This window comes from Streptomyces sp. NPDC029292, assembly GCF_055569295.1.
Window position 1 is genome coordinate 328,848 of sequence record NZ_JBVHXR010000009.1, and the last position, 25,895, is coordinate 354,742.

Here is a 25,895-nt window from a genome sequence, read left to right on the forward strand (position 1 = left end):
ATGATCCGGTCGGGCAGTCGCATCAACCCAGGGCCGGACGCGGCCTACGGGGGCTGCCGTCCGCATGGCCGGTCCGCCAGGCCCGGGCGGCGAACTGCGCACCGGACCGCGCCCCGACGACGGCGGGGAGGTCGTGGCCCTGCTGCCCACGGCCGGGGCGGGCGTGCACGCCCTCGGCCGAGTTACGACGAGGTCTTCACCCCTGTCCCGGGACCCCGGTCGTACGGCACTCCCACCCGGGCCGCCATCCCGGCGATCAACAGCTCGATGCCGTACGCGAACTCGGCGTCGTGGTCGCTGACGGCCAAGTAGGGCGCGACGCTGGCCAGCAGGGGATCGCCCGTCGCCGTGATCTCCTCGATCCGCTGCTGCGCGTGGCCGGGGTCCCAGGTGCCCAGGGAGATGGCGTGGCCCAGTTCCCGCATGATCGTGCCGACGATGTAGGCGGCGTTGCTGCGCAGCGCGTGGACCAGTTCCTCGGGGGGAAGGCCGAGTTCGGCGAACCCGGCCAGCGCGGAACGGATGGTCTCCAGGGCCGCCGGTGACTTCGTGGGCCTGGTCAGGACCAGGGGGAACGATTTGGGGTGCCGGAGCGCGGCGGCACGGAAGGCGGCCGCGTGCGCCCGGACGCGGTCCTGCCAGGTCCCGCTCTTCGTGCCGGAGAAGTCGACCTCGGCGAGCAGCGCCTCGGCGACGCCGTCCAGCAGCGCCTCCTTGTTCGGCACGTGGTTGTAGAGCGACATCGCCTCGACGCCGAGCTCGGTGGCCAGCCGCCGCAGCGAGAAGGAGTCGGGTCCCTCCCGGTCGATCATCGTCACCGCCGCGGCGATCACCTTGTCGCGCGTCAGGCCGAGCCGTCTGCCGCGGCCGGTGCCTCGGGCGTTCATCCGGTCACTCTCCCTGTGCGTGCGCCGTGGTCATGGCGAACTGTGCGTGCCGTGACCACGGCGATCCGCGCGTGCCGTGGTCACGGCGATCCTGTCAGACGCTTGACATGACTTACAGCGCAAGTCCAGCTTCCCGAGAAGAGAGGCTTACAGTGCAAGTGTTCTGCCGATGAAGGGCGAGTACCGATGGCCGGCACCATGCGCGCACTGCTCGGAGGTGCCGGACCCGACTGGGAGGTCCGTGAGGTCGACGTGCCCACGCCGGGACCGGGCCAGGTGCTCGTCCGGGTCCGCGCCGCCGGCCTCGACCGGGCGGACCTGTACATGCTTCAGGGCACGTACAACCCCAATGCCAGGACCAGCGAGCCGGCCGGCGAGGTCGCGGCCGTCGGCGCCGACTGCACGGTCGCCTGAAGAGGGTCCGCGACAATCACGCGCGCCTCGCCGAGTTGTATCGCCGCGGAGACTCCGACCTGGCGATGTTCTCGCTCACGATCCGGTGCTGTACGAGCGGATGCGCGCCGGCGTGCAGCACATCACCGGACCGTAGGGCGCGGAGCGGCTCCAGGGGCGGGTTGGTATGCCGGAGAGCGACTGGTTCTCCGATGGCCGGTGCGATGTGCGTGCGGAAGTATGCGGCAGGAGGCCCGGCGAGTCGCTGGGCGGCCTCGGCGTCGCACCGCCGTCCTGACGTGGCGGGCGGCCCACGGAGCTTCGGCGCGGAGGTACGCCCACGTCGGCCCCGTGCCGCCCCGGAACCTAGGGAGAACCATGGCCGACGACAGCGAGAACCGCGACGACGCCCCCTTCCAGGCGCGCGCTTCCGCGCTCCTGCGCCGCCCCATGCTGTGGCTGGTGCCCACCGTCCTGACCGGGCTGCTCGCGCTGCTGCTGTCGCTGCTCTACATGGGCGGCATCGTCAACCCGAACCGCGAGCTGCACGACCTGCCCATCGGCATCGTCAACGCGGACCGGGGCGCGCCGCTGACCGGGCAGACGGAGAACCTGGGAACGCAGGTCACCCAGGCCATCACCGCGGACACCTCGGGCAAGACCGACTGGCGCCGGCTCACCAGCGCCCAGGCCCAGCACCAGCTGGCCTCCGGGAAGATCTACGGGGCCCTGGAGATTCCCGCCGACTTCACCACCTCCGTCGCCGCGCTCACCACGGCGAACGCCACGGCCCGGCCGACGATGACGGTGCTGACCAACCCCGGTACGGGCAGCCTCGGTTCCTCCTTGGCCAGCAGGATCACCACGCAGGCCGCACAGCAGGCCTCCCAGAGCATCGGCAAGCAGTTGACGGCGGCGCCCGCCACGGCGAAGGCCGATTCCACCACGCGCCTGCTGCTGGCCGACCCGGTCGCCGTCACCACCAAGGTCGGCCACGCCATCGGCGAGAACAGCGGCCTGGGGCTGAGCGCGTTCTACTACACCCTGCTGCTCGTGCTGGCCGGCTTCATGGGCGGCAACCTCATCAGCGCCGGCGTGGACACCGCCCTCGGCTACGCGGACAACGAGATCGGCCCCTGGCACACCCGCCGCCCCACCGTGCCGATCAGCCGCACCCAGACGCTGCTGCTGAAGATGGTCATGACCGCCGGCATCACGGTCCTGACCACCACCCTGGTCATGGTGGCCACCATCGCGATCCTCGGCATGGACGCCACCCACCTGCCGCTGCTGTGGGTCTACTCCTACTGCGCGAGCCTCGCGGTCGGCCTGGGCGTCCAGGCCATCAACGCCGCGTTCGGCGGGATCGGGCAGCTCGTCTCCATGTTCGTCTTCATCGTCCTGGGCCTGCCGTCCTCGGGAGCCACCATCCCTCTGCAGGCGGTCCCCGGCTTCTACCGCTTCCTGTCGATCTTCGAGCCCATGCGCCAGCTCAGCGACGGAGTACGCGCGATCCTCTTCTTCGACGCGCGCGCCGACGCCGGCCTTACCCGCGCCTGGACCATGATCGCGATCGGCGCCGCCCTCGCCCTGCTCTTCGGCTTCGCGATGACCCGCTACTACGACCGCAAGGGCCTGCACCGCATGACCCCGCAGCCTGTCTGACCCCGCAGTCCGCGTGACCCTGTAGTCCGCATGACCCCGCAGTCCGCCTGAGGCGGTGTCGGCCGTCGGTCAGACGGATCCGTCGGCGGGCGATGCGGGCGATGCGGGCGATGCGGGCGATGCGGCCGACGGCAGCGAAGACCTCCGCCGCGCGCTGAGCGACAGCGACGCCGTGGTGTCCGCACTCGGACCCGGCAAGGACTTCAAGTCCACCCTCGCGGGGCGTGCCACCCGGGCCCTGATTCCCGCCGCGCGCGCCGCCGGTGTGGACCGTGTCGTGGTGCTGTCCGCCCTCGGCGTGGGAGACACCATGCGCTACACCGGGACGGTGCCGAAGATCGCCATCAACCTGCTGATGAAGAAGCTCTTCGCGGACAAGGCGGAAGCCGACGCGATGCTGCGTTCCAGCGGCCTCGACTGGACGCTGGTCCACCCGGCGATCCTCACCAACGGCCCCCGCACCGGCGCGTACACCGCCGCGGAGGCCCCGCCCCGCAAGGTGAGCAGCCGCATCAGCCGCGCCGACGTCGCCGACTTCATGCTGAGGCAGCTCGACAGCGAGGAGTGGTCGGGGCGCACCGCCATCCTGGATCGCTAGGTCCGCCCTACGGTTTGCGGGCCACCGCCCCGTACATGGCGATGTCCTCGTCCCGGATCGCCTCGGTGCCGGTGCCGTCGGGATGCCACTTGTGGACCTGGGCGATGCCCGGGTCCACGAGGTCGAGGCCCTCGAAGAACTCCTCGGCCTCGGCGTGCGTGCGCAGCCGCATGGGCATGCCGCGGGCCGCGTACTCGCGGGCGACCCGCCCCACCTCCTCGGGCGCGAACTCGGCGGTGCCGATGGACATCGCCAGGTAGCTGCCGGACGGGAGCGGGTCCAGGAGGCGGCGGACGATGCCGACCGCGTCGTCCTCGTCCAGGACGAAGTGGACGATGGCGATGACCGTGAGGGCCACCGGCCGGCCGAGGTCGAGCGTCTCCCGCAGTTCCGGGGCGTTCAGGATGCTCGCCGGGTCCAGCATGTCCGCCTCGATGTACGACGTCCTGCCCTCGGGCGAACTGGCCAGCAGATCCTGGGAGAGGGTGAGGACCAGAGGGTCGTTGTCGACGTACACGACCCGGGACTCGGGAGCCACCGCCTGGGCGATCTCGTGCAGGTTGGGGGAGGTGGGGATGCCGGTCCCGATGTCGAGGAACTGGCGTATCCCGGCCTCCTCGGCCAGATGACGCACCGCCCGGTGCATGAAGTCGCGGTTGGCCCGCATGTGGATCGGCAGGGCGGGCCACTCCCGCGACATCGCGTCGCCCGCGTCCTTGTCGGCGGGGTAGTAGTCGTTTCCGCCGATGATGTAGTCGTAGATGCGCGCGGAGTGCGCGCTCTCGATGTCCATTCGTCCGCCGGCCGGTCCTTCGCTGTCGGACATCGCCGTCCTCCCGTCAAGTCGCCACTCACGCCATCAAGTTGTCACACCCGTCTCCCAGGACACTTGTCATCTCGCGGGCCGCGAAAACCAGGTGGGCGACCCCGCCGTTCGGCGCAGACGTCCGCGCAGCAGCCGGCGCCGTGGCTCCTGGTTCGGGAGCCAGCCGAAGGCGAGGCAGCTGCCGGTGGCTCCGAGGAGGAGGCCGACGAGGAAGCCGCCGAGGTTGGAGGTGAGCCAGGTGCCGAGGGAGAGGAGGATGCCGAGGAGGGAGTAGAAGAGGCGTTGCGTCGGATTGAAGAGGATCAGCAGGCCGCAGAGCACCATCAGCGCGGGCAGCAGATAGCCCGCGAGGCCCTGCATGCCGATGTGCATGACGACCTTCAGGGACGCCTTCTCGGTGAGCAGGATCTCGCCCCCGGCCAGCGTGAGCAGCACCCCGCCCCAGAAGGGGCGGTGCGCGCGCCACTGCCGGAAACCGGACCTCAGGTTCCGGACGGAGGACATCAGCAACCCGTATCGCTGAAGCGGAGCTTGAGACCAGGAAGCCTGAACACCGCCGCCGTGGTCGCGTAGTTGGTCTGCCGCAGGTTCGCGATGCGCACGGTGTCGGCCTGCTGGCTGAAGACGCCCTTGTTGCCCTGGACTCCGGCCTTGTCGAGGGTGCTGGCGTCGTTGCCGATCTCGATGTTGTTGAAGGACGCGTCGCCCGACAGCTCGGTCGAGTCCGTGGTCAGGTCGGTCGCCTGCACCTTGTCCGAACCGCTGCCCGCGGTGATGACCAGGTTCGTACCGCCCAGGTCGACGCTCTGGCACAGCTTGGTGAGCGTCGCGCTCTTGATCGCGGAGGTGATGACCAGGACCTGGCCGCCGGTGTCGCCGGCGTTCGGGCTGTCCTCCGCCATGTTGTCGAGGCCGCCGAACTGCTCGAACCCGGTGCCGTTGAGCTCGGTGGCGGTGACCGTGAACGGCATGCCGGAGATGGCGAACTGGACGCCGAGGGCGCCCTGGGCGGTGAGGATCATCAGCCCGGCGGCGATCGCGGTGGCAGGCACCGCCATCACCGCGGCGCGGCGCAGGCGGACCCGCCCGCGTCTCGCGGAATCGCTTTCGGGGTTCTCGGGGGTGGACGCCGTGGCGTCCGAGGACGAGGCCATGTGTGCTCCCTGGGCATGGTCATGCAGGTAGGGGTCCAGTGGCGTGTTGTCCTGGCGCGGACAGCGGCTGCGGCGCACACCTCCTGACAACTCCCGGCGGATGCAAGGGCTTTCTGGTTACGCCGCAGTAGCCGCCGAGGAAGTTGCCGGGGGTTACATTTGCGGGTCAAGGGGCTTGTGAGAAAAGGGTGTTGATTGTGTGGCGGCTGTGCACTCCGCATCCGTCGGGGAGCGTCTTGACCTTCAACTTCCTTGCTCCGCCTTGACGTTGACCATGCGTCAGGTCTACAACTCTCCCTTGTTTCCCCCGGATCCGTGGCGCCGGATCCGTAGCGCGGCGCGCTGTCACCCTCCCGGCCCCCGCCTTGTCGCGGGGTGTGCGTGACACCTCTGGCACCTCTGGCACCTCTGAACACCTCTGAGCGCCTCTGGATGCACGGCGCGATCCCTCATTCCGCCCCCCACGGCACCGGCACGGTCGCCTTCCCCCTGGACCGTGCCCGGTAGCCCCCTGCCGCTGCCGGTCCGTCGCGTACGGAGAAGGCGTCACGGGCCGGCAGCGGCCCCAGGCCCCGCACCCCGTTCGGAGAACGGGACCCTCACCCCCCCTTTCGGAGAAGAGGCACCCCCCATGCGTACTCGATCCCTCCTTGCCCTCGTCGGCGTCGTCGCCGCGCTCTCGGTGTCCGCGACCGTCCCCGCCTCCGCGGCCGACACCCCGGTGCTCACCACCGGCAGCGCCGGCGGCACCCCCGTCGCCACCGGAGACGTCCTCAGCGCCTCGCTGGCGAGCGGCACCGCGGCCACGCTCTACTCCAGCAGTACCGGCACGAGCGGCATCTCCTGCTCCGCGTCGACCTTCACCGCCACCGTCACCGACAACCCGGCGGCCCCCGGTACGGCCACCGAGTCACTCACCGGGCACACCTTCGACAGCAGCACTTGCACCAGCAACGTCGTCGGCGTGCTCGGCGTCACCAGCATCAAGGTCGACAACCTCCCGTACACCACCACGGTGGCCTCCGACGGCACGGTGACCGTCACCCCGGCCGCCGACTCGACCATCCAGACCACCGTCGTCCTGCGCACCCTGCTGGGCAGCATCACCTGCGTCTACCGCGCGGCGAGCCTGTCCGGCACGGCGAGCAACACCGACAACAGCATCGCCTTCACCGGCCAGCAGTTCACGAAGTACTCCGGCTCGTCGCTGTGCTTCAGCAACGGCTACTTCACCGCCAAGTACGCACCCGTCTCCGACACGAGCCAGTCCGGAAGCCCGGCGGTCTTCGTCAACTGAACCTTGCTACACGGCCATTGAGGGCGGACGGGAGTGAACTCCCGTCCGCCCTCAGCAGTATGGGAAGACGGGCACGGTTCCGTGTTGATGAATGGGGTTCACGATCCATAGCGTGAAGGTATGACCATGCCCGAGGATTCGGACCCGTGGGATGCGCCCGGGGTGTCCGTCGGCACCGGTGCCCTCGGTGGAACGCGAGGTGCTCGACACCGAGTTGGACAAGGTCCTGGAGACCGGATACGCGCTGGAGGACCAGGAGGCCACCCTCAGCGACGCGGGCATCGCAGCGCCGGTCGTCGACCGCACCGGGCGGACCATCGGGGCCCTCGGCATCGTCGGGCCCGTGGAGCGACTGGTGGCCGACGAGTTCCGGCAGGGGCATGTCGTACGGGTGCGGGAGACCGTGCGGAACCTGTCGCGCGAACTCGGCGCCGGCCGCGGGGGAGCGTACCGGCCGCCCCGTCCGCCACGAGTACCTGCTCACCGATCTCGGCCTCGCCCTGCTCCCGCTGCTGGTGGCGATGCAGGACTGGGCCGACCGCTGGATCTTCGGTGACGGCGCGACGACCGCCACCGCCTCCGACGACGGCGCCGAGCACGCCCGCGTGCACGGCCTGATCGGTACGCGGCTGCCGCCCGGCCTCGAACTGCCGGGAGCCGACGGGGCCACCCGCGAGGTCGTCGGCCCGGGAGCGGCCGCGAACGTGCTGCTCACCTACCCCGCGACCGGGGTGCAGTGGGACGAGCCACTGCCCGGCGCGGTGGGCTGCACGCTGGAGAACCGGCTGTTCCGCGACTCCTGGCCGGACTTCCAGCAGGCCGGTGTGACCGTGCACGGGATCAGCACTCAACTCCCCAGAGAACAGGCGGCCTTCGCCGAGGCGGAGGCCGTGCCCTGTCCGCTGCTGTCCGACGCCCAGCTGCGGCTGGCCGCGGCGCTGCGCCTGTCCACCTTCCGCGGCGCCGGCCAGCTCCGCCTCAAGCGTCTGATCCTCGTCGTCGACGCGGACCGCACCATCCGGCACGTCCTGTTCCCCGTCGGCGACATCCCCCACGCGGTGCGGGAGGCCCTGCGCCTGGCGACGGAGTGCGCCACCCCGCAGACCTGACGCCCCACCTCAGCGGCGCCGCCGGAGGGTCAGGGCCGCACCCGCGGTGAGCAGTAGCGCCGCCGCTCCGCCCGCGACGAGGGTGAGCGCGGTATTGCCTCCGGACTTGCTGTCGGCGGCGGGCGCGAGGTGTTGGGGCGTGGTCTCCTGGGCCGGTGAAGTGGTCACCCGGGCCGACGACGTGGCCGTCTGTTCCGGCGACGCGGTCGTCCGCGCCGGTGACGGAGTCGTCCGCGCGGGCGTCGTCGTCACCTTCGCCGGTGACGTCGTCCGCTGGGCGGGCACGGACGCCGCGCCACCGCCGGTGAGGACCACGTCCGAGCACGAGTAGTACGTGTCCGTCGTGCTCGAGTTCTGCCAGATCGTGTAGAGCATCTGGCGGCCGGTCCGGTCGGACGGCAGCTTGGCCTTGATGTGGTAGGCGCCGTTCACCAGGGACGGGTCGGTGGCGGTGGCGAACGGTGTCGCCGGCAGGTCGGACCACTTCAGGGGCCGCGTCGGGTCGTAACCCGGCTTCGTCAGAAACAGCTTGAAGGTCCCCGTGTGCGGGATCGTCGAGCTGTACGTGAGGGTGAAGGCCGCGCCGGGCGTCAGGCGGGTCGAGGGCCAGTCGGCGCGGGCGAGGTCGAGGCCCTTGTAGGCGGGCAGGCCTCCGCTGCACAGCCGCCCGTCGGGGATCACCTCGCGGTCCCTGCCGTTGACGCCGGCCACCCGGAGGTTGTCCCAGGCCGTGAAGGGCGCGCCGTTCGCGGCGATCGCCGCCTTGCAGGCCGCGCTCTGGATCCTGCTCCCGCCCTCGGGCGAGCACGCCGCCACCCGGCTGACCGGATCCGTGGGCGCGCCGTGCGCCTGGGCCGGTCCCGCCGCCCAGGTCGTGAGGAGCAGGGAAACCCCCACGGCGACGGCGGCCGCGGTGGGGGTGCGGTGGGCGGTCATCCGGTGGGTCTCCTTGGTGGGTCGGCGAAGCGGGGGAAGCGGCGAAGCGGGGGAAGCGGGGGAAGCGGGGGAAGCGGGGGGAGCGGGGAAAGCGGTGGAACGCGGGTGTGGCGGCACGGCGCCGCGCGCGAACGGCGGCACCGCAGCGTGTAGTACGAGGGTTCGCCGCCGGACGTTCAGATCCGCGGCAAGGGCGAAACGGGGTACTTGCCACCAACCGCCCGATCCCTAGGGTCGGTTACCGGCCAGATCGAGGGTTTCCCCCATATCCCTCTTACCTGCCCCTTGCCTATCGTTCGAGCACAGCCGACCCACAGGAAACCCCTCGCCGGGTCGCTCGCGCCTGGCCGGCCACCGCGCCGCTTTCTGGATTTGCACCCCCGCCGCTTCGACGACGAAGCGAATCGACCGCTGCTCCGCGCCCCGCGCCGCGCCGCCCGGAGCCGGCCACGAAAGGCAAGCCCTTGCGTCCCTCCCCCTCCCGCGACGCCGGACGGAGGCTGATATCCGTCGCCGCGATATCAGCCGCCCTGCTGGCCGGAATGACCACCACGGTCGTCGCCGCCCAGCCGTCCACCGAGCAGACGGAGATCACCCCCGCCGCGCAGGCGGCCGCCGCCCCCGCCGAGCGGCTGATCGTCGGCTACAAGTCCGGCGCCACCGAGGCGAAGTCCAACAAGGCCGCCGACGCCGACGCCCGGGCCAAGGGCAAGAAGGCCGGCGAGAACCTCGACTTCCAGCGGCGCCTCGGCACCGGCGCGGCTCTCGTCGACCTCGGCGCCGAGCTCAAGAAGTCGGACGTCGCCGACGTCATCGCGCAGTACCAGGCCGACCCGCAGGTCGCGTACGTCGTACCGGACCGCCTCAACAAGGCGCAGGCGGACCCGAACGACACCGAGTACAGCAAGCAGTGGGACCTGTTCGAGAGCACGGCGGGTATGCGCGTCCCCGGTGCATGGTCCACCTCCACGGGCAGCGGCGTGACCGTCGCCGTCATCGACACCGGTTACGTCGCCCACTCCGACGTCGCCGCGAACATCGTCGGTGGTTACGACTTCATCTCCGACACGGCCGTCTCGGTCGACGGCGACGGACGCGACAGCAACCCGGCCGACCCGGGCGACTGGTACGCGACCGACGAGTGCGGCACGGGCACCGGCTCCAGCGGGTCCTCGTGGCACGGCACCCATGTCGCGGGCACCATCGCCGCCGTCACCAACAACAGCAAGGGCGTCGCGGGCATCGCGTACAACGCGAAGATCTCCCCGCTGCGCGTCCTCGGCAAGTGCGGCGGCTACGACTCCGACATCATCGACGCCATCACCTGGGCGTCCGGCGGCAGCGTCTCCGGCGTCCCGGCCAACACCAACGTCGCCAAGGTCATCAACATGAGCCTCGGCGGCTCGGGCGCCTGCACCTCGGCCACCCAGACGGCGATCAACGGCGCGGTGAACCGCGGTACGACGGTCGTCGTGGCCGCGGGCAACGACAACGACAACGCCTCCAAGTACTCCCCGGCCAGCTGCACCAACGTCATCACCGTCGCCGCGACCGGCCGCACCGGCTCCCGGGCCTCGTACTCCAACTACGGCTCGATCGTCGACATCGCGGCCCCCGGCGGCGAGATGAGCACCGGCACCGCCAACGGCATCCTGTCCACGCTGAACTCCGGTACGAAGACCGCGTCCACCGAGTCGTACGCCTACTACCAGGGCACCAGCATGGCCACCCCGCACATCGTGGGCCTGGTGGCGCTGATGAAGTCGGCGAACCCGTCGCTCACCCCGGCGCAGATCGAGTCGGCCATCAAGACCAACGCCCGTGCCCTGCCCGGGACGTGCTCGGGAGGCTGCGGCGCAGGACTCGCGGACGCTACCAAGACCGTCCAGGCGGTGGCGACGAGCGGCGGCTCGACCGGCGGTACGACCTTCTCCAGCATGTCCTCCGTCGCGATCCCGGACGCCGGCTCCGCCGTCGAGTCACCGATCGCGGTCAGCGGCCGCACCGGCAACGCGCCCTCCACCCTCCAGGTCGGCGTCGACATCACCCACACCTACCGCGGTGACCTCGTCATCGACCTCGTCGCCCCGGACGGTTCGACGTACCGCCTGAAGTCCTCCAGCACCTCGGACTCCGCGGACAACGTGAACACCACGTACTCCGTCGACGCCTCCACCGAGACCGCGAACGGCACCTGGAAGCTCCGCGTCCAGGACGTGGCCGCACAGGACACCGGCACCCTCAACAGCTGGAAGCTGACGTTCTGACCCAGCTGACCTGCTGAGCTCTACGGGGGGAGGGGCCGGCCGACGCACACGCGTGTCGGCCGGCCCCTTCTGCTCAGCCGGTACGGTGAGCCGCATGCCCGAACCCGCCGAACCCGCCCGATCCGCCGATCTCGCCGACGCGCCCGTGATCTTCAGCAACGTACCGGGCTCGTTCCCCTGGAGCGTGCTGGCCGAGCGGCATCCGGCGCTCATCCGGAAGGTGCGGGACGCCTTCCCGTACGGCCCCGAGCAGCACCGCGCGCTCGATGCCCTGCTGAAGAACGCCACCGAGGGCGTCATCGAACCGCTCGGCGCGCAGGCGGCGGACCGCGAGCAGTGGGATGCGTGGGGTGGCCGGAAGTACGTCGGCCGGTCGTGGTTCGATGTGCCCTTTCTGTGGTCCGAGAGTTACTTCTACCGTCAACTCCTGGAAGCCGTCGGGTACTTCGCTCCCGGTCCCTGGAAGGGCATCGATCCCTTCCGCCCCTTCAAGCTCGCCGAACTCGACACTCCGGAGGCCGACGAGGAACTCGCCGCGCTGGACGGGCTCGCGGGGCAACCGGTCGAGGACCAGGAGGAGGCGCTGCTGCACGGCTCGCTGTGGGGGAACCGGGCGGACCTCGGCTTCCGCCTGGCAGGCGCGGCGGGGGAGACGGACGTCGACTCCCAACTCGTGGCGAACGACAGCGAGTTGCTGTGGTCGTCGTTCTCCGGTGGCACCCTCTGTCTGGTCGCGGACAACGCGGGCCGGGAACTCATCCCCGACCTGCTCCTCATCGACCATCTCCTCCTGGCGGGCCGCGTCGGGCGCGCCGTCCTGCACGTCAAGCCGTATCCGTACTACGTCTCCGACGCCACCACCGCCGACGTGATCGACGCGTTGCGCCGCCTCACCGCCGCCAAGGGCGCCGCCGCCGACTCCGGCCACCGCCTCTGGTCGGCCATGACCGACGGCCGCCTCGCGGTCCGCGCCCACTCCTTCTCCTGCGCCCCGCTGCCGTACGCCGACATGCCCGACGACCTCCGCCAGGAGTTCGCGGAGGCCGACGTCACGATCATGAAGGGCGACCTGAACTACCGCCGCCTCATCGGCGACCGGCTCCACCCGGCCACCACCCCCTTCGCGGTCCCCACCGCGTACTTCCCCGGCCCGGTGGCCGCCCTGCGCACTCTCAAGTCCGATGTGATCGTCGGCCTGGACGCCTCCACCGAGGCCGCCCTCGTCGCCGCCGGGGAACAGCGTTGGCGCACGAGCGGGACGCACGCGCTGATCCAGGTGAGGCGCCAGCTCTCAAGTCATCCGTGAGCTCTCAACTCAGCTGTATTGGCAGCGACTTGAGCCCGTTGATGAAGTTCGAGACGAGCCGTCGAGGCGGGTTCGCGGGCCGCAGCGAGGGAAGTGCTCGCAGCGTCTCCTCGTAGAGCACACGTAGTTGCAGCCGGGCGAAGTGCGCGCCGAGGCAGACGTGCGGGCCGTCCCCGAAGGAGACGTGCGGGTTCGGGGTGCGGGTCAGATCGAGTTGGTGTGGGTCGCTGAAGATGCGCTCGTCGTGGTTGGCCGAGGCGTGGAAGACGACCACCTTGTCGCCCGCGCGGATGCGCTGTCCGGCCAGCTCGGTGTCGACGGCGGCCGTACGGCGGAAGGTGAGGACCGGGGGATGCCATCTCAGCAACTCCTCGACAACAGTGCCGAGTTGGGCCTCCCCGGCCCGTAGTTTCCGGTACGAGTCCGGGTGTTCCGCCAGCGCCAGCAGGCCACCGGGAGCCGCGCCGCGTACGGTGTCGTTGCCCGCGACCGTGAGCAGGAAGAAGAACATCTCCAGCTCGGCGGGGGCGAGTTCGGGGTCGGCCGCGAGGGTGGTCATCACGTCGTCGTCCGGATGGTTCTTCTTGTAGATGGCCAGCTGGTGGGCGTACGCGAACATGTCCCGCAGCATCGCCGGGGAGCGCGGATCGACCGGCTTGCCCGCGGCGTCGAGCATCGGCGGGCCCGCCTCGTCGGGGTCCTGGTAGCCGATGACGCGTCGCGTCCAGTGCAGCAGCAGCCCGCGGTCGCGCTCCGGAACGCCGAGCAGGTCCGCGAGGTTGAGCAGGGCGTAGTCGTCGGTGACCGTGGCGACGAGATCGCAGGTGCCGTCGCCCGCGCGGGCCTCGGCCACCGCACCCGCGAGCAGTGCGCGGGCCCGTGCGCGCGCCACCGACTCGAAGTGGTCCACACGGCGGGGCGTGAACGCCCGGCTCACCAGCCGCCTCAACCGCCCCTGTGCGGGCGGGTCCTGATTGAGCATCATGCGCCGGATGAACGGCAGGTCGTCCGGATCGGGATCGCGGATCTGGGTCGCTCCGAGATACGACGAGTACGTCGCCGAGTCCTTCAGCACCCTGACGACGTCCGCGTGCCGGGTCACCGCCCAGAACCCGGGGCCCGCGGGCCAGCCGAGCAGCTCCGGCTCGTCCTGCCAGGCGACGGGGTGATGGTCGCGGAGGGTGCGGTACGCGGCGTGCGGGACCCCCTCGGCGTACCGCCGCGGATCGAAGACGTCCGGCACGGGCGGCGCGGCCTCGCGTACCGTCATGCCGCGTCGCCCTCGGTGGCGCGCTCGTCCGCGTCCGCGTCGTCCGCACGCAGGAAGTCCTCCACGACGCGGATCAGCTCCAGCGGGGTCTCGTCCATCGCGTAGTGGCCCGCCCCGAGCAGCTCACGGACCTCGCCGCCGGGGTACCAGCACAGCCAGGTCTCCCGCAGCAGGCCCGCCGACAGTGCGGGATCCAGCGCGCCCACCACAGCCAGTGCGGGCACCCTCGATCCCTCGACCTCGGCGTGGAAGTCCTCCCCGGCCCAGGAGTCCAGCCACGCGCGGAACGCCTTCGCGTCGCTGAGCGCGAGCGAGCGCGCCACCATCCGGTCGAGCCAGACCGCGGGGCGGCGGGTGCCGGTCGTGAAGTCGATGATGGCGCGCCGGTTCTCCGGCTTGTGCGCCGCGTCGGCGAAGAGTTCCCACTGGTCCGCGGGGAGCGGCAGCCCCGACGCGGGCACCGGTGAGACCCCGACCAGACGGCGCAGCCGCTCCGGGGCGAGCGCCAGCAGGCGCTGGGCGACACTGCCGCCCATCGAGTGGCCGATCACGGAGAACCGCTCCCAGCCGAGCCGGTCGGCCAGCTCGACGAGATCGGCGGCGGCCTCGGCGGTCGTGTACGCGCCGGCCGCGTCCCGCGCCTCCCCGTAGCCACGCAGATCGACCAGCGCGTACTGGAACGCGGCACGGTCGAGATCCGGCAGCACCGCCGTGTACGCGGACCGGTCGGCGAACCAGCCGTGCACGGCGAACACCTTGTGGGCGCCGTCGCCGTGTACTTCATGGGGAAGCACGAAGGAGGTCATGCCACCACGGTGACCCGGAGGCTGCGGGTCGGCAAGGGGCGCGCGACGACACGTCCGTGGGATGTGCCGCTGAGCCAACTGCCGCTGTGCGAGGGTGTGTTGTGGACAGCAGTCGACCCGTTGGACGAGTTGTGCGCCGAACCCGGCCCGCGGCGTGCGCCGACGCCGGCGTGCGGTACGAACCGGACCCGAGCGAGAGGAACTGAGCGCATGCGGATCGGAGTGGGCCCGCACCGGCTGTGGCCCGGGCGGGAGAGCGAGCTCGACGGGGTCATGGAGGCCGCCCGGACGGCCGAGCGCCTGGGCTTCGACCATCTCATCGCGAGCGGGCACGTTCTCGCGGGTGACACGGGCGTGACCCCGGACCCGCTGGTACTGCTGTCGGCGATCGCGGGCGCGACGGACCGGATCCGCCTGGTGACCAGCATCCTGATCCTGCCGCTCTACAACCCCGTCGTCCTGGCCCATCAGGCCGCCACCCTCGACCGCCTCTCGCAGGGCCGCTTCACGCTCGGCCTCGGCACCGGCTGGGACCCGGCGGAGTTCGCCGCCGTGGGGGCCTCCTTGGCCGGGCGCGGCAAGCGGATGGACGAACAGCTCAGCGTCATGCGGGAGTTGTGGGAGGACCGGGCCGACGGCATGCGGCTCGGAGTACGGCCGGCCAGCACCGGTGGCCCCGAGGTGTGGATCGGCGGACAGAGCGACGCGGCCCTGCGCAGGGCGCTGCGGTACGGCGACGGCTGGCACGGCTCGGGCCTCGACGCGGCCGCGCTCACCGCCGTACGGGAGCGGCTCGCGGTGCTCGGCAAGGACACCGGCCGGGACCCGGACACGCTTGTGCTGACGTCGGGCGCCTTCCTGGTGCCGCCGGGCTTCTCTCCGGCGGTGGACGTGCCGGGGCGGCCGCTCGGCGGCGAGCGGGCGACCGCCGACAGTGTGAACGACGAGCTCGGACTGCTGGCCGAGGCCGGTCTCTCCTCCGTTTCGTTGTGGCTTCCGGTGTCCACCGAGGCGCTGCCCGACGCGCTGGCGTGGGTGGCCCAGGAGGTGCTGCCCGTCGCCTCGGGCAAGTGAGGGCATCGACGCGCACTCACCGCCGCAGATCGGCGCCGTATGCAGATAGGTGCCCTATGCGGATGGGCGCCGTATGACGGGGCTGTGGGAGTTCGTGGCGCCGAGGGAGTAGCGTCCTTTGCCGGTACATCGTGCCTTTACGCACCGATTCACGCGATGGTGTGATCATGTCCCGGCCCGTGGATGTCCCCGGAGGGCCATGGGTAGGGCCCGGCCATGACGCAGCCGTTCGAACTCCCGCACTTCTACATGCCGTATCCCGCGCGGCTGAACCCGCATCTCGACGAGGCGCGCGCCCACTCGGTCGAGTGGGCCCGCGGAATGGGCATGCTGGAGGGCTCCGGCATCTGGGAACAGTCCGACCTCGACGCGCACGACTACGGGCTGCTCTGCGCCTACACCCACCCCGACTGCGACGGGCCCGCGCTCTCCCTCATCACCGACTGGTACGTGTGGGTGTTCTTCTTCGACGACCACTTCCTGGAGACCTTCAAACGCAGCCAGGACCGCGACGGCGGCAAGGCCTACCTCGACCGGCTGCCCCTCTTCATGCCGCTGGACCTCTCGACTCCCGTACCGGAGCCGGAGAATCCCGTGGAGGCGGGGCTCGCCGACCTGTGGGCGCGCACCGTGCCCTCGATGTCCTTGGAGTGGCGCGAGCGGTTCGCAGTCTCCAGCGAGCACCTGCTCAATGAGTCGCTGTGGGAGCTCTCCAACATCAACGAGGGGCGGATCGCCAACCCCGTCGAGTACATCGAGATGCGCCGCAAGGTGGGTGGCGCCCCCTGGTCGGCGGGGCTCGTCGAGTACGCGACCGCCGAAGTGCCCGCCTGCGTCTCCGGGTCTCGGCCGCTGCGCGTGCTGATGGAGACGTTCTCCGACGGGGTGCATCTGCGCAACGACCTGTTCTCCTACCAGCGGGAGGTCGAGGACGAGGGCGAGCTCAGCAACGGCATCCTCGTCCTGGAGACGTTCTTCGGCTGCACGACGCAGGAGGCCGCCGAGACCGTCAACGACATCCTCACCTCCCGGCTCCACCAGTTCGAGCACACGGCACTCACCGAAGTGCCCGCGCTGGCCGTGGAGAAGGGGCTCGCGCCGGACGAGGTCGCGGCGGTCGCCGCGTACACACAGGGGCTGCAGGACTGGCAGTCGGGCGGCCACGAATGGCACATGCGGTCCAGCCGCTATATGAACGAGGGGGCGCTGGAGGGGGAGCGGCCGTTCGGTGTCGGTGGGTTCGGCACGTCGGCCGTGGAGGTCGGGGCCCTGCTCTCCGCGGCTGGTGCGGAGCGGTTGCGTTCGTACACCCACGTCCCGTTCCAGAAGGTCGGTCCCTCTCGACTCCCCGACTTCTACATGCCGTTCGAGGTGACGCTCAGCCCGCATCTGCCAGGGGCGCGAGACCGTCTCACCGGCTGGATGCACGCCATGGGCATGCTCCAGGAGGGCGTCTGGGACGAGGACAAACTCGCCGCCTACGACCTGCCGCTGTGCGCGGCCGGCATCCACCCGGACGCGACGGCGGACGCCCTCGACGTCAGCTCCCAGTGGCTGGCCTGGGGCACCTACGGCGACGACTACTACCCGCTCGTCTTCGGCAACCGCCGCGACCTGGCCGCGGCCAGGCTGACCACCGCGCGGCTGTCGGCTTGCATGCCCATCGACGGAGAGGAGGTCCCCGTCCCGGCCAACGGCATGGAGCGCGGCCTCATCGACCTCTGGCAGCGCACCGCCGCGGCGATGACCCCGGACGAGCGGCGCCAATTCCGGTCCGCGGTCGATGTGATGACGGAGAGTTGGCTGTGGGAGCTGTCCAACCAGATCCAGAACCGCATCCCCGACCCGGTCGACTACCTGGAGATGCGCCGCGCCACCTTCGGCTCGGAGCTCACCATGAGCCTGTGCCGCCTCAGTCACGGCCGGAAGGTCCCGCCGGAGGTCTACCGCAGCGGCCCCGTCCGCTCGCTGGAGAATGCGGCGATGGACTACGCGATGCTCATGAACGACGTCTTCTCGTACCAGAAGGAGATCGAGTACGAGGGCGAGGTCCACAACGGCATCCTCGTCGTGCAGAACTTCTTCGGCTGCGACTACCCGATGGCGCTCGGCATCATCCACGACCTGATGACCCAGCGCATGCAGCAGTTCGAACACGTCGCCGCCCATGAACTGCCCATCCTGTACGAGGACTTCAAGCTCTCGGAGGAAGTGCGCGGGATCATGCAGGGCTATGTCGGGGAACTGCAGAACTGGATGGCCGGGATCCTGAAGTGGCACCAGGACTGCCACCGCTACGGCGCGGCCGACCTGGCCCGGCGCGCCCACGGCTTCTTGCCGGACCAGCTGCCCGCGCCGCCCTTCAGCCGGCCGGGGACTCCGGTATCGGCTGCTGTCTGACGCCCGCCCGGGCCGCCTCGGACAGCTCCGCGAGGAGCGCCGCGGCGGCCGCGGTGACCTCGCGGACGTCCTCGGCGAGGCTCGCGTCGGCCGAGGCGGCGCGGACCACCTCGTGGTGCTCCTCGACGATGTACGCACCCAGGTTGGTGCCGCGCCAGTGCCGCAGGGTGTCATCGGCGGGCTTGGCCAGTGTGTCGCGCAACCGCGCCAAAGTGCTTATGGCTTCCCGGAGTTGATGCTCCTCCCGCTCCATCCGGGCGAGCGTCAGGAGTGCCGAGACGCGGTCCTGCGCGGTGTCCTGGAGGCGCGAGTAGAGGCGCTGGGCGCGCAGGGCCTGGAAGGAGTCGCCCAACTCCTCGAACGCGTAGGGCAGTGCGCGGAGCGGGTGTGCGTCTCGTCTCTCCGGCGGCATTCCGTCGTAGCGGCACCCCCCGAAGTCGATGTCGTCCAGCAGACGGATCAGGGCGGCACGGGCCAACTCGTCCCTCCCCTGTTCGAGCGCCAGGCCGGTCCAGGTGAGCAACGGCTCGTCGGAAGGGTCGGTGCCGAAGAGGGAGTCGTCGAGGTTCCGTGCCCACTCCCGCAGTTCGTCCCCGCTCGCGCCGGGTTCGGGCATGCCGCCGAGACCGCACCAGGTGTCGTACGTCGTCTCGCGGACCTCGAAAAGCAGCGGCAGGTCCTCGGGCAGGCCGTGCAGCCCCACCAGAACGGCGGCGAGCCGCAGTTCGTCGGTCATCGAGGCCTCGGCCTCGTGCTTCAGCAGGTGCCGCAGCAGCGCGAGGTCGGTGTCCCGGCGGTCGTACTGGGCGGCGCGCAGGGCGAGGGCGCGGCGCCCCCGGTCCCGGGCCACCTCGTCCCACGACGTCCCCTCTCGCAGGAGTGCCAGATCCGCTCGGCCCCGTTCGAGGACCGTCTCCCGCAGCGGGGGACGGGGATGCCGGTCGAGGAGGCTATAAGCGCACCCCTCCACCCCGTTGAGCAGGAGGAAGTCGGGCTCGGTGCGCAGCAGGGCGGAGTGCAGCATGCCGATGAGCTCCACGGGGGAGCGCTCGGGCACGCCCAGCGCCGCCCGGAGTTCGGCCCGCTCGGCGTCGATCCCGTAATACTCGCGGATCTCGTCCTCCGTGTCGGCGACCTCCGCGAGGATCTTCTCCGCGCCGTCGCCGGGCTCGAGGCCCACGTAGGCGTGCCAGCCGGGCAGTCCGACCAGGACCTCCAGCGCCCCGTCCACGCTGTCCCCGATGATCCCGGCCGAGCCCTCGGAGTCGGCGTACAGCACGGAGCCGTCCGCGCACACGAAATACGTACCGCCCGTGTCGTCCCCCGCTATCGGCTCCAGCGGGCCGTCCGAGGCGAGCCGGACCTCCTCGACGTGGTCCGCGCGGTCCAGATCGAAGTGGAAGGGAAACGCGGCCAGTTCGGCCAGGCGTGGGTTCTCCCGGAGCAGCCGCAGGGCGTGATCGGTCATGTCACAGAACGTAACAGCCGCCACTGACAACGGCCTCGGCCGGACCCCGAGCCTGGCGCGGCCGCCCGGCCGCCCGGCCGTCACACGGCCTGGCCCTGTCGCGCGACGGACGCGTGGGCCACGGCGGCGCGCGCCAGTGCCCGCACGATGGGGTGCGGGCGCGAGCCGTCCCCGTACTGCTCCGGTTGGAAGAGCGTGGCCAGGAAGAAGGGGTGGCCGGGGAGTTCGGCGATCCGGACGTGGCCGTCCTCGTCGTGCCCGCTGAACCGCAGTCCGTGAGCGCGCAGGGTGTCGAGGTGGCGGCTGGGCCCGTACGAGCAGAAGTAGCGCTCGACCGTCTTCTCGGCACCCAGCACGGACTGGGCGAGCGAGCCCGGCTCGATGGTGACCGTGGCCTCGTGGCCCACGAGTGAGCAGGCGAGCGGTTCGATCAGGAGGTCCTCGGCGTCGGGGTCGACCTCGGCGTGCGCGACCTGGGTGAGGCCGCAGACGTCACGCGCGTACTCGAGGAGGGCGTGCTGGAATCCGCCGCACGTACCCAGGAACGGGATGCCGTCCTCGCGCGCGGTGCGGATCGCGGTGAGCGCCCCGGCCTCGCTGCGGTACGGGCTGCCGGGCATCACCCACACCGCGTCGAAGCCGCGTACCGCCTCCGCGTGCTCGGCGTCCTCGGTCGGGATCCAGTACGCGTCGAGGACGAGCCGGTCACGGGTGGCGAGGGCGTCGAGCAGGAGCGGGATCCGGGTGTGCGCGAGGACGTTCGGGGAGCGGTCGCCGACGAGGGCGATGCGAGCGGCTGGGGCCGCGTTGTTCGTCATGCCGTTCATCCTGGGCGGGCCACGTGGTTCACGTCCAACGATGATTTGTGGACCCTCGATAAGCAACGCTGATGATGTGCGGGATCCTGGAGCGCATGGACCCGCATCTCCTGCGTACGTACGTCACCGTGGCCCGGCTCGCCTCGTTCTCGGAGGCCGCGCGCGAGCTGGGCTACACCCAGTCCGCGGTGTCCCAGCACATCGCCGCGCTGGAGCAGGACCTCGGCGCGCCGCTGCTGACCCGGCGCCCGGTCGCGCCCACCGCGGCGGGCGAGCGGCTCCTCGAACACGCGGGGCCACTGCTGCTGCGCCTGGACGCGGCTCGCGCGGACGTCGTACGGATGGCAGGGGTGCCCGAGCACGGGGTGACGCTCGCGGCGGCGCCGACCGCGCTCGGGCCGCGTACGGTCGCGGCGCTGCCCGCCGCCGGTGTGACCCTGCGGGTGCTGACCCGGGACGAGATCCCCGCGGCCGTCGCCGCGGGCACGGCGGACCTTGGACTCGTCGACGGTCTGACCGCGCCCAACGACCCCGTGCGGCTCCCCGATGTGGCGCCGCTGACCACAGGCGGCGTCGGCGAGGAACCCGTCTGTGTGCTGCTGCCCGAGACGCACCCCCTCGCCCGGCGCGGCGGGCTGCGCCTGGGCGACCTCGTCGACGCCCGCTGGCTGGACGCGCCCGGCGCGGCTCTGCCGCTGGCTCAACTCCGTACCGCGAACGGCGGCGGCGGCTTCCGCCCGGCCCTGCGCTACGAGGGCACCGACATCCGTACCCTCACGGCCCTGGCCGCCGCGGGGCACGGGCTGACCCTGCTGCCGCGCACAATGGCGATCGGCGTCCCGGGAACGGTGGCCGTCCCGCTCGTGGCGCCGCGCGTCGTGCACCGCACGGAGCTGGTGCACGGCGGATCGCTGCGGGGAGCGGCGGCGACCATGGCGGACAAACTTCTCGAACGCGCTTGACAGTCTCACTCGTTCGTGAATCGTCGCGCGCCGAGGCGCCGGGTAGAGCAACAGCCGATGGCGGTCCGTAGAGCATCTGCCGGAGGCGATCCATGGAACAGACCGCGTTGCGTCCCAAGCCGATGCCCGGTCAGGAGCGGGGCGGTGGCCGTCCGTCCGGCAGTACCAGGCGCCCGCATGCCGCGCGGCGACGCGGCAGGCGGTTGATGACTCTGCTCTTCGGCCTGTTCGTCGGGACCGTGCTGGTCCTGTCGGGGATCGGCCTGGGCACCGTGGGCGCCACGGTGATCGGCATGAGCAAGCTGGCGGATCTGCGGAAGCAGGCGGGGGCGGAGGGGGCAGCGGGGCAACAACCGGGGCAGACCTCCGGTGCGCCACGGACCGGTGGCGCCAAGCCGACCCCCGGCAGCGGGAGTCCGGCCTCCTCGAAGGAACCCGACAAGGAGTCGGTGCAGGCGACACTCGGCGTCGAAGCCGTCGACGTCCCCAAGGACGCGGGCGCACTCGTCGTCGGTGTCCACATCCCTGGCCCCGGCTCCACCGCGGGCCTGGTCCGCGGCGACGTCCTGCTCGACTTCGGCAGCACCCGGCTCCAGTCGGCCGCCGACCTCGCACGCGCGGTCGCCGCCGCGCCCCCCGGGACCGCCGTCACCCTCACCGTGCGGCACGCGAACGGCAACCACCAGCAACTGTCCGCGGTCCCCGGGGTCGTGACCTGAGGCCGGACGATCCTTCAGGCAACCCCTCAGTCCAGCCACAGCACAGCCCTCGGCCAACCTTTCAGGCAACCCTGAAGTGGCTCGTCAACCGCCCCTCTTCGTCCAGTACATGGAACGCGATCCCAGGAGGAGCGTCCAGGTCCGCGGCCCGCTCGCCCTCCCAGGGCAGCCGCAGCGTCCACGTCACACCGGGACCGACGACGAGCGGGCGCCCGGCGAAGACGGTCGCGGCGGGCGTGTGCGCGTGGCCCGTGATGAGTCCGACGACCTCGGGCCTGCGCTCCAACAGTGCGGCCAGACGGTCCGGTCGGCGCAGTTGGTACGCGTCCGGGTGGGGGTACCTCCCACGCCCTTTAGGCAGTGGGGGAGGGTGGTGCAGCGCCACCGGCGGGTGATGGAAGGCGAGCAGCGCCCTGAGGCCGTCCAGCTCGTCGAGCGTCTCCTCGATCCAGGCGTACGTCTCCTCGTCGAACTCGCCCTCGTCGCTGCCCGGAATGCTGGAGTCGCACATCAGCACGGCCGCGTCGTCGAAGACGTGGACGCTGTTGACCGGCCCCGCGGACGGGGGCTCCCCGAGCAGCGCCTTGCGGTAGGGCGCGCGGCTGTCGTGGTTGCCCGGGCAGGTGAGGACGGGGAACGGGGCTCCGGCGTCACGCACCCGAGCAGGCGCGCCGCCTCCTCGTACTCCGCCTCCGTGCCGTGATCCGCGATGTCCCCGGTCACGAGGAGCGCGTCCACCTTCCCGGGCAGTCCCCACAGTCGGTCTCGCACCCGTGCGGCCCGCTCCGTCGCCCGCTCGGTCCCGTCCATGTGCAGGTCGCTGATGTGTGCCAGAACGAGCATGCTCATCCCCTCATCCCCCTCATCGCCCTAACGGAACATGCCCATCTAAGCATTAGGCCTAATGGGTGGACAATGCTTATCCGTTAGGCGGGTGGTGTCGGAAAAGGACTGGCCGCACGAGAGGCGGCACGCCACGATGGCCGCATGCTGAGCACCCTTCTCGCCTTCCTCGGCGCCTGCACACTGATCGCCGCCTCGCCCGGCCCGAGCACGGTGCTGATCATCAAGCAGTCGCTGCGCAGCAGGCGGTCCGGCTTCCTGACGGTGCTCGGCAACGAGACCGGCGTCTTCGTCTGGGGCGTCGTCGCCGCGCTCGGCTTCACCGCGCTGCTCGCCGCCTCCGAAGTGGCCTACGACGTCATGCGGATCGTCGGCGCGGTCGTGCTCGTCGGCTTCGGCGTCCAGACCCTGTGGCAGGCGCGCCGCTCCAAGGGGGCCGTGGACGGCGGTGGCTGGGAGGGCGCCGAGAAGAGCGACTGGGCGTCCTATCGAGGAGGCTTGCTGCTCAACCTCGCCAACCCCAAGGCGGCCATCTTCGCGATGTCCTTCCTCCCCCAGTGCGTGCCCGCGGGCGCACCGCAGCTGCCCACCATGATCGGGCTCGCCGCACTCTGGGCGGTCTACGAGGTCGGCTACTACGGTCTGTACGTGTGGTTCGTCGGCCGCATGAAGGCCGTACTGTCCCGCACCGGCGTGCGCCGGCGCCTGGAGCAGGTCTCCGGAGGCGTGCTGCTGCTCCTGGGAGCCCGTCTCGCCCTGGAGAGCTGACACAACGGCGGTAACCGGCTCGCGCGCGCCTCACCGGAAGGGCAGGATGCTGCCCGTAGCCCCCTGGGGGGTTCCGGACAGACGGAGGCATGGATGACCGGCACGCCCGCGCCCTTCACCGCCGGCGACTACGAGGCCCGTATGCGGCGCGCGGCCGAGGCCGCCGCGGACGCCGGGTTCGACGGCGTCCTGGTCGCGCCCGGGCCCGATCTGATCTGGCTGACCGGCTATCGGCCCGTGGAGACCGAACGGCTCACCATGCTGGTGCTCAGGGCCGGACAGGACCCGGTCCTGGTCGTGCCCACCCTGGAGGCCCCGGACGCGGCAGCCGCGGCCCCCATGCTGACGCTCCGCGACTGGACCGACGGCAAGGACCCCTACGAGGCGACCGCGTCCCTCCTCGACCGGGGCGGCCGCTTCGGAGTCAGCGACAACGCCTGGGCCCTGCACCTGCTCGGCCTCCAGAAGCGGCTGCCGGACACGCGCTACGTCGCCCTCACCGAGGCCCTGCCGATGCTGCGGGCCGTCAAGGACGCGGCGGAACTGGAGCGGTTGGCGGCCGCCGGGGCGGCCGCGGACGCAACGTACGAGGAGATCCGGAAGGTTCCCTTCGGTGGGCGCAGGGAGGCCGACGTCGCCGCCGACATCGCCGATCTGCTGCGCCGATTCGGGCACTCCCAGGTCGACTTCACCATCGTCGCCTCGGGCCCGAACGGAGCCAACCCGCACCACGAGGCCGGCGACCGCGTCATCGAGCGCGGCGACATGGTCGTCCTCGACTTCGGCGGCCTCAAGCACGGCTACGGATCCGACACCTCCCGCACGGTCCACGTCGGCGAACCGGACGACGAGGAGCGCACGGTGCACGACATCGTGCGCGCGGCCCAGGAAGCGGGCTTCCGCGCGGTGCGGCCGGGCGTCGCCTGTCAGGACGTCGACCGGGCGGCCCGCGCGGTCATCGCCGAGGCCGGATACGGCGAGTACTTCATCCACCGCACCGGGCACGGCATCGGCGTCACCACCCACGAACCGCCGTACATGATCGAGGGGGAGGAACTGCCCCTCGTACCCGGGATGTGCTTCTCCGTGGAGCCCGGCATCTACCTGCCCGGCCGCTTCGGGGTACGCATCGAAGACATCGTGACGGTGACCGAGGACGGCGGACGCCGCCTCAACACCACCTCCCGCGAGCTGGTGGTCGTCGACTGACCGCCACCAGGACCACACCCCGAAGCCCCCGACGGCCCCGAAGCCCCCGACGGCCCCACCGCCCTCCGACGACAACGGCGCGACCATGACCCAGGCACCGACACCGACCGCGGACACCGTCCGCCGACTGGTCCGTACCCTGCTCGCCGACGGCGCGGCGGAGGGCGCGGGACCCGACGTCCGGCCCGTCACCGAGGGCGGCGAGCACGCCACCTGGTGGGTCGGTACGCGGCATGTGCTGCGGCTCGCCCCGGACCGCGACGCCTCCGTACGCCAGCGCCGCGCACTGCGCCTGCGTGACCTGGTCCGCCCGCACATCGGGGTCGCCGTGCCGGTGAGCGTCGCGCAGGGTGAGTGGGCGAGCGGACGGAGCTACACCCTGGACACCAGGCTGCCCGGCGGCTCCGGCGAGGAACGGGACGTCTCGGCCGTGGGTGAGGCCGACCTGGCCGGGCTGCTCACCGGGCTGCGCGAAGTGCCCGTACGCCAGGCAGAGACGCTCGGTGTCCCACGCGCCGCGCCGCGCTCCCTGGAGGCGCTGCGCACGGCCGCCGCGCACGCCGCCGAGCAGCTCGCCGCCGCCGACGAGTTCGACCCCGGGCGCCTCGCCCAGCTCACCGCGCCCGCCGCCGTCCAGCTCGCCGGGCCGGGCGCCGCGGTCCTGGTGCACCACGACCTCAAGGGCGAACACCTCGTGGTCAGCGCCGACGGGCGGGTGCGCGGCGTCCTCGACTGGACCGAGGCGGTGATCGGCGACCCCACCGAGGACATCGCCGGGCTCGCGATCGCCGTCGGCGCCCCCGCGGCCGTACGCGCCGCCACCCTCGCCGGGTACGGCGCCCGCCCCTGTCTGCGCGGCCTGTGGCTGTCCCGCTGCGACACCGTGATCCGCCTCGCCGACCGCATCCAGGGACGCGACGACAGCCCCGTCCCGCTCCTTCGGACACAACTGCGCCGCGCCTGGGAGTCGATCCTGCTGGAACGGGTCACGGACCTCCGCGAGGGGCTGGACGAGACGTCCTAGGTGTACTGACCCGTGAGGTTGGGGACGCGGCTGGCGGGTGGTTGGCCCTTGAGCGCGGTGTGTCCGCGGTGGTGATTGTAGGTGTGGAGCCAGACG

24 protein-coding genes and 1 pseudogene are annotated in these 25,895 nt (G+C 71.3%); 15 read left to right on the plus strand and 10 right to left on the minus strand.

The features are described 5' to 3' along the window. Positions 1-182 precede the first annotated feature (182 nt). A complete protein-coding gene (locus ACZ4WS_RS21965; protein ID WP_467982715.1) occupies positions 183-887 on the minus strand; it encodes a TetR/AcrR family transcriptional regulator C-terminal domain-containing protein in 705 nt (234 codons plus the stop codon). Positions 888-1,073: 186 nt separating this feature from the next. Here ACZ4WS_RS21965 and ACZ4WS_RS21970 point away from each other — a divergent pair, with 186 nt between their 5' ends. The 3 genes from ACZ4WS_RS21970 (at position 1,074) to ACZ4WS_RS21980 (ending at position 3,543) form a co-directional block, all read left to right on the plus strand. Next, entirely contained in the window at positions 1,074-1,301 is a 228-nt protein-coding gene (locus ACZ4WS_RS21970; protein ID WP_467982716.1) for an alcohol dehydrogenase catalytic domain-containing protein, read from the plus strand. Positions 1,302-1,658: 357 nt separating this feature from the next. Next, positions 1,659-2,945: a YhgE/Pip domain-containing protein gene (locus ACZ4WS_RS21975; RefSeq protein ID WP_467982718.1), complete on the plus strand. Its 1,287-nt coding sequence runs from the start codon at positions 1,659-1,661 to the stop codon at positions 2,943-2,945. A gap of 55 nt (positions 2,946-3,000) precedes the next feature. Continuing rightward, positions 3,001-3,543: an NAD(P)-dependent oxidoreductase gene (locus tag ACZ4WS_RS21980; protein ID WP_467982720.1), complete on the plus strand. Its 543-nt coding sequence runs from the start codon at positions 3,001-3,003 to the stop codon at positions 3,541-3,543. A 7-nt stretch (positions 3,544-3,550) separates the two neighbouring features. Here ACZ4WS_RS21980 and ACZ4WS_RS21985 read toward each other — a convergent pair whose 3' ends face one another. From ACZ4WS_RS21985 to ACZ4WS_RS21995, 3 genes are all read right to left on the minus strand, one after another. Continuing rightward, a complete protein-coding gene (locus ACZ4WS_RS21985) occupies positions 3,551-4,369 on the minus strand; it encodes an SAM-dependent methyltransferase (protein WP_467982722.1) in 819 nt (272 codons plus the stop codon). Between the two features lie 66 nt (positions 4,370-4,435). Beyond that, entirely contained in the window at positions 4,436-4,873 is a 438-nt protein-coding gene (locus tag ACZ4WS_RS21990) for a DUF6114 domain-containing protein (RefSeq protein ID WP_467982723.1), read from the minus strand. After that, the gene (locus ACZ4WS_RS21995) at positions 4,873-5,523 is read right to left on the minus strand and encodes a DUF6230 family protein (RefSeq protein WP_467982724.1); all 651 of its coding nucleotides are present in this window, start codon (positions 5,521-5,523) and stop codon (positions 4,873-4,875) included. The genes ACZ4WS_RS21990 and ACZ4WS_RS21995 overlap by 1 nt, the downstream gene beginning before the upstream one ends. A 631-nt stretch (positions 5,524-6,154) precedes the next feature. On the opposite strand from ACZ4WS_RS21995, the gene ACZ4WS_RS22000 reads away from it, so the two are divergent. From ACZ4WS_RS22000 to ACZ4WS_RS22010, 3 genes are all read left to right on the plus strand, one after another. Next, positions 6,155-6,820 carry a Tat pathway signal sequence domain protein gene (locus tag ACZ4WS_RS22000; RefSeq protein ID WP_467982726.1) on the plus strand — a complete coding sequence of 222 codons (666 nt, stop codon included), beginning with the start codon at positions 6,155-6,157 and terminating at the stop codon, positions 6,818-6,820. A gap of 187 nt (positions 6,821-7,007) precedes the next feature. After that, positions 7,008-7,376 (plus strand): IclR family transcriptional regulator domain-containing protein, encoded by a 369-nt coding sequence (locus ACZ4WS_RS22005; protein WP_467982728.1) that lies wholly within the window; start codon positions 7,008-7,010, stop codon positions 7,374-7,376. After that, positions 7,297-7,929 carry a redoxin domain-containing protein gene (locus ACZ4WS_RS22010; RefSeq protein ID WP_467982780.1) on the plus strand — a complete coding sequence of 211 codons (633 nt, stop codon included), beginning with the start codon at positions 7,297-7,299 and terminating at the stop codon, positions 7,927-7,929. The genes ACZ4WS_RS22005 and ACZ4WS_RS22010 overlap by 80 nt, the downstream gene beginning before the upstream one ends. Positions 7,930-7,938: 9 nt before the next feature. Here ACZ4WS_RS22010 and ACZ4WS_RS22015 read toward each other — a convergent pair whose 3' ends face one another. Then, entirely contained in the window at positions 7,939-8,865 is a 927-nt protein-coding gene (locus tag ACZ4WS_RS22015; RefSeq protein WP_467982730.1) for a lytic polysaccharide monooxygenase auxiliary activity family 9 protein, read from the minus strand. A gap of 464 nt (positions 8,866-9,329) precedes the next feature. Between ACZ4WS_RS22015 and ACZ4WS_RS22020 the strand changes: the two genes are divergently transcribed. Together ACZ4WS_RS22020 and ACZ4WS_RS22025 are read left to right on the plus strand one after the other, a co-directional pair. Then, on the plus strand, positions 9,330-11,132 hold the full coding sequence (locus ACZ4WS_RS22020; RefSeq protein ID WP_467982732.1) for a S8 family peptidase: 1,803 nt from the start codon (positions 9,330-9,332) through the stop codon (positions 11,130-11,132). Between the two features lie 94 nt (positions 11,133-11,226). Beyond that, positions 11,227-12,438 carry a damage-control phosphatase ARMT1 family protein gene (locus ACZ4WS_RS22025; RefSeq protein ID WP_467982734.1) on the plus strand — a complete coding sequence of 404 codons (1,212 nt, stop codon included), beginning with the start codon at positions 11,227-11,229 and terminating at the stop codon, positions 12,436-12,438. Between the two features lie 4 nt (positions 12,439-12,442). Here the strand turns inward: ACZ4WS_RS22025 and ACZ4WS_RS22030 are convergent, their stop codons facing one another. Then, entirely contained in the window at positions 12,443-13,708 is a 1,266-nt protein-coding gene (locus tag ACZ4WS_RS22030) for a cytochrome P450 (RefSeq protein WP_467982736.1), read from the minus strand. Beyond that, positions 13,705-14,514, minus strand: a complete 810-nt coding sequence (locus tag ACZ4WS_RS22035; RefSeq protein ID WP_467982738.1) for an alpha/beta fold hydrolase — start codon at positions 14,512-14,514, stop codon at positions 13,705-13,707. The genes ACZ4WS_RS22030 and ACZ4WS_RS22035 overlap by 4 nt, the downstream gene beginning before the upstream one ends. Before the next feature lie 210 nt (positions 14,515-14,724). On the opposite strand from ACZ4WS_RS22035, the gene ACZ4WS_RS22040 reads away from it, so the two are divergent. Both ACZ4WS_RS22040 and cyc2 read left to right on the plus strand, forming a co-directional pair. Continuing rightward, positions 14,725-15,588 carry a TIGR03619 family F420-dependent LLM class oxidoreductase gene (locus ACZ4WS_RS22040; protein ID WP_467982739.1) on the plus strand — a complete coding sequence of 288 codons (864 nt, stop codon included), beginning with the start codon at positions 14,725-14,727 and terminating at the stop codon, positions 15,586-15,588. 216 nt (positions 15,589-15,804) lie between these two features. Beyond that, positions 15,805-17,988 carry a germacradienol/geosmin synthase Cyc2 gene (gene cyc2 / locus ACZ4WS_RS22045; RefSeq protein ID WP_467982741.1) on the plus strand — a complete coding sequence of 728 codons (2,184 nt, stop codon included), beginning with the start codon at positions 15,805-15,807 and terminating at the stop codon, positions 17,986-17,988. Here the strand turns inward: cyc2 and ACZ4WS_RS22050 are convergent. Beyond that, positions 17,951-19,456, minus strand: coding sequence for a hypothetical protein (locus ACZ4WS_RS22050; RefSeq protein WP_467982743.1), 1,506 nt, complete (start codon positions 19,454-19,456; stop codon positions 17,951-17,953). The two genes, cyc2 and ACZ4WS_RS22050, sit on opposite strands and share 38 nt — an antisense overlap. Before the next feature lie 80 nt (positions 19,457-19,536). Continuing rightward, positions 19,537-20,274, minus strand: a complete 738-nt coding sequence (locus tag ACZ4WS_RS22055; RefSeq protein WP_467982745.1) for a CTP synthase C-terminal region-related (seleno)protein — start codon at positions 20,272-20,274, stop codon at positions 19,537-19,539. Positions 20,275-20,369: 95 nt separating this feature from the next. Between ACZ4WS_RS22055 and ACZ4WS_RS22060 the strand changes: the two genes are divergently transcribed. Then, on the plus strand, positions 20,370-21,236 hold the full coding sequence (locus ACZ4WS_RS22060; protein WP_467982746.1) for a LysR family transcriptional regulator: 867 nt from the start codon (positions 20,370-20,372) through the stop codon (positions 21,234-21,236). A 92-nt stretch (positions 21,237-21,328) separates the two neighbouring features. Beyond that, complete coding sequence (locus ACZ4WS_RS22065) at positions 21,329-21,955, plus strand: PDZ domain-containing protein (RefSeq protein WP_467982747.1); 627 nt, start codon at positions 21,329-21,331, stop codon at positions 21,953-21,955. A 61-nt stretch (positions 21,956-22,016) separates the two neighbouring features. On the opposite strand, the pseudogene ACZ4WS_RS22070 reads toward ACZ4WS_RS22065, so the two are convergent. Beyond that, a pseudogene (locus ACZ4WS_RS22070) lies at positions 22,017-22,798 on the minus strand (phosphodiesterase). A 144-nt stretch (positions 22,799-22,942) separates the two neighbouring features. On the opposite strand from ACZ4WS_RS22070, the gene ACZ4WS_RS22075 reads away from it, so the two are divergent. From ACZ4WS_RS22075 to ACZ4WS_RS22085, 3 genes are all read left to right on the plus strand, one after another. Continuing rightward, positions 22,943-23,566 (plus strand): LysE family translocator, encoded by a 624-nt coding sequence (locus tag ACZ4WS_RS22075; RefSeq protein WP_467982749.1) that lies wholly within the window; start codon positions 22,943-22,945, stop codon positions 23,564-23,566. A gap of 93 nt (positions 23,567-23,659) precedes the next feature. Further along, on the plus strand, positions 23,660-24,775 hold the full coding sequence (locus ACZ4WS_RS22080) for an aminopeptidase P family protein (RefSeq protein ID WP_467982750.1): 1,116 nt from the start codon (positions 23,660-23,662) through the stop codon (positions 24,773-24,775). A gap of 85 nt (positions 24,776-24,860) precedes the next feature. Next, entirely contained in the window at positions 24,861-25,799 is a 939-nt protein-coding gene (locus tag ACZ4WS_RS22085; RefSeq protein WP_467982752.1) for an aminoglycoside phosphotransferase family protein, read from the plus strand. The last annotated feature ends 96 nt before the right edge of the window (positions 25,800-25,895 follow it).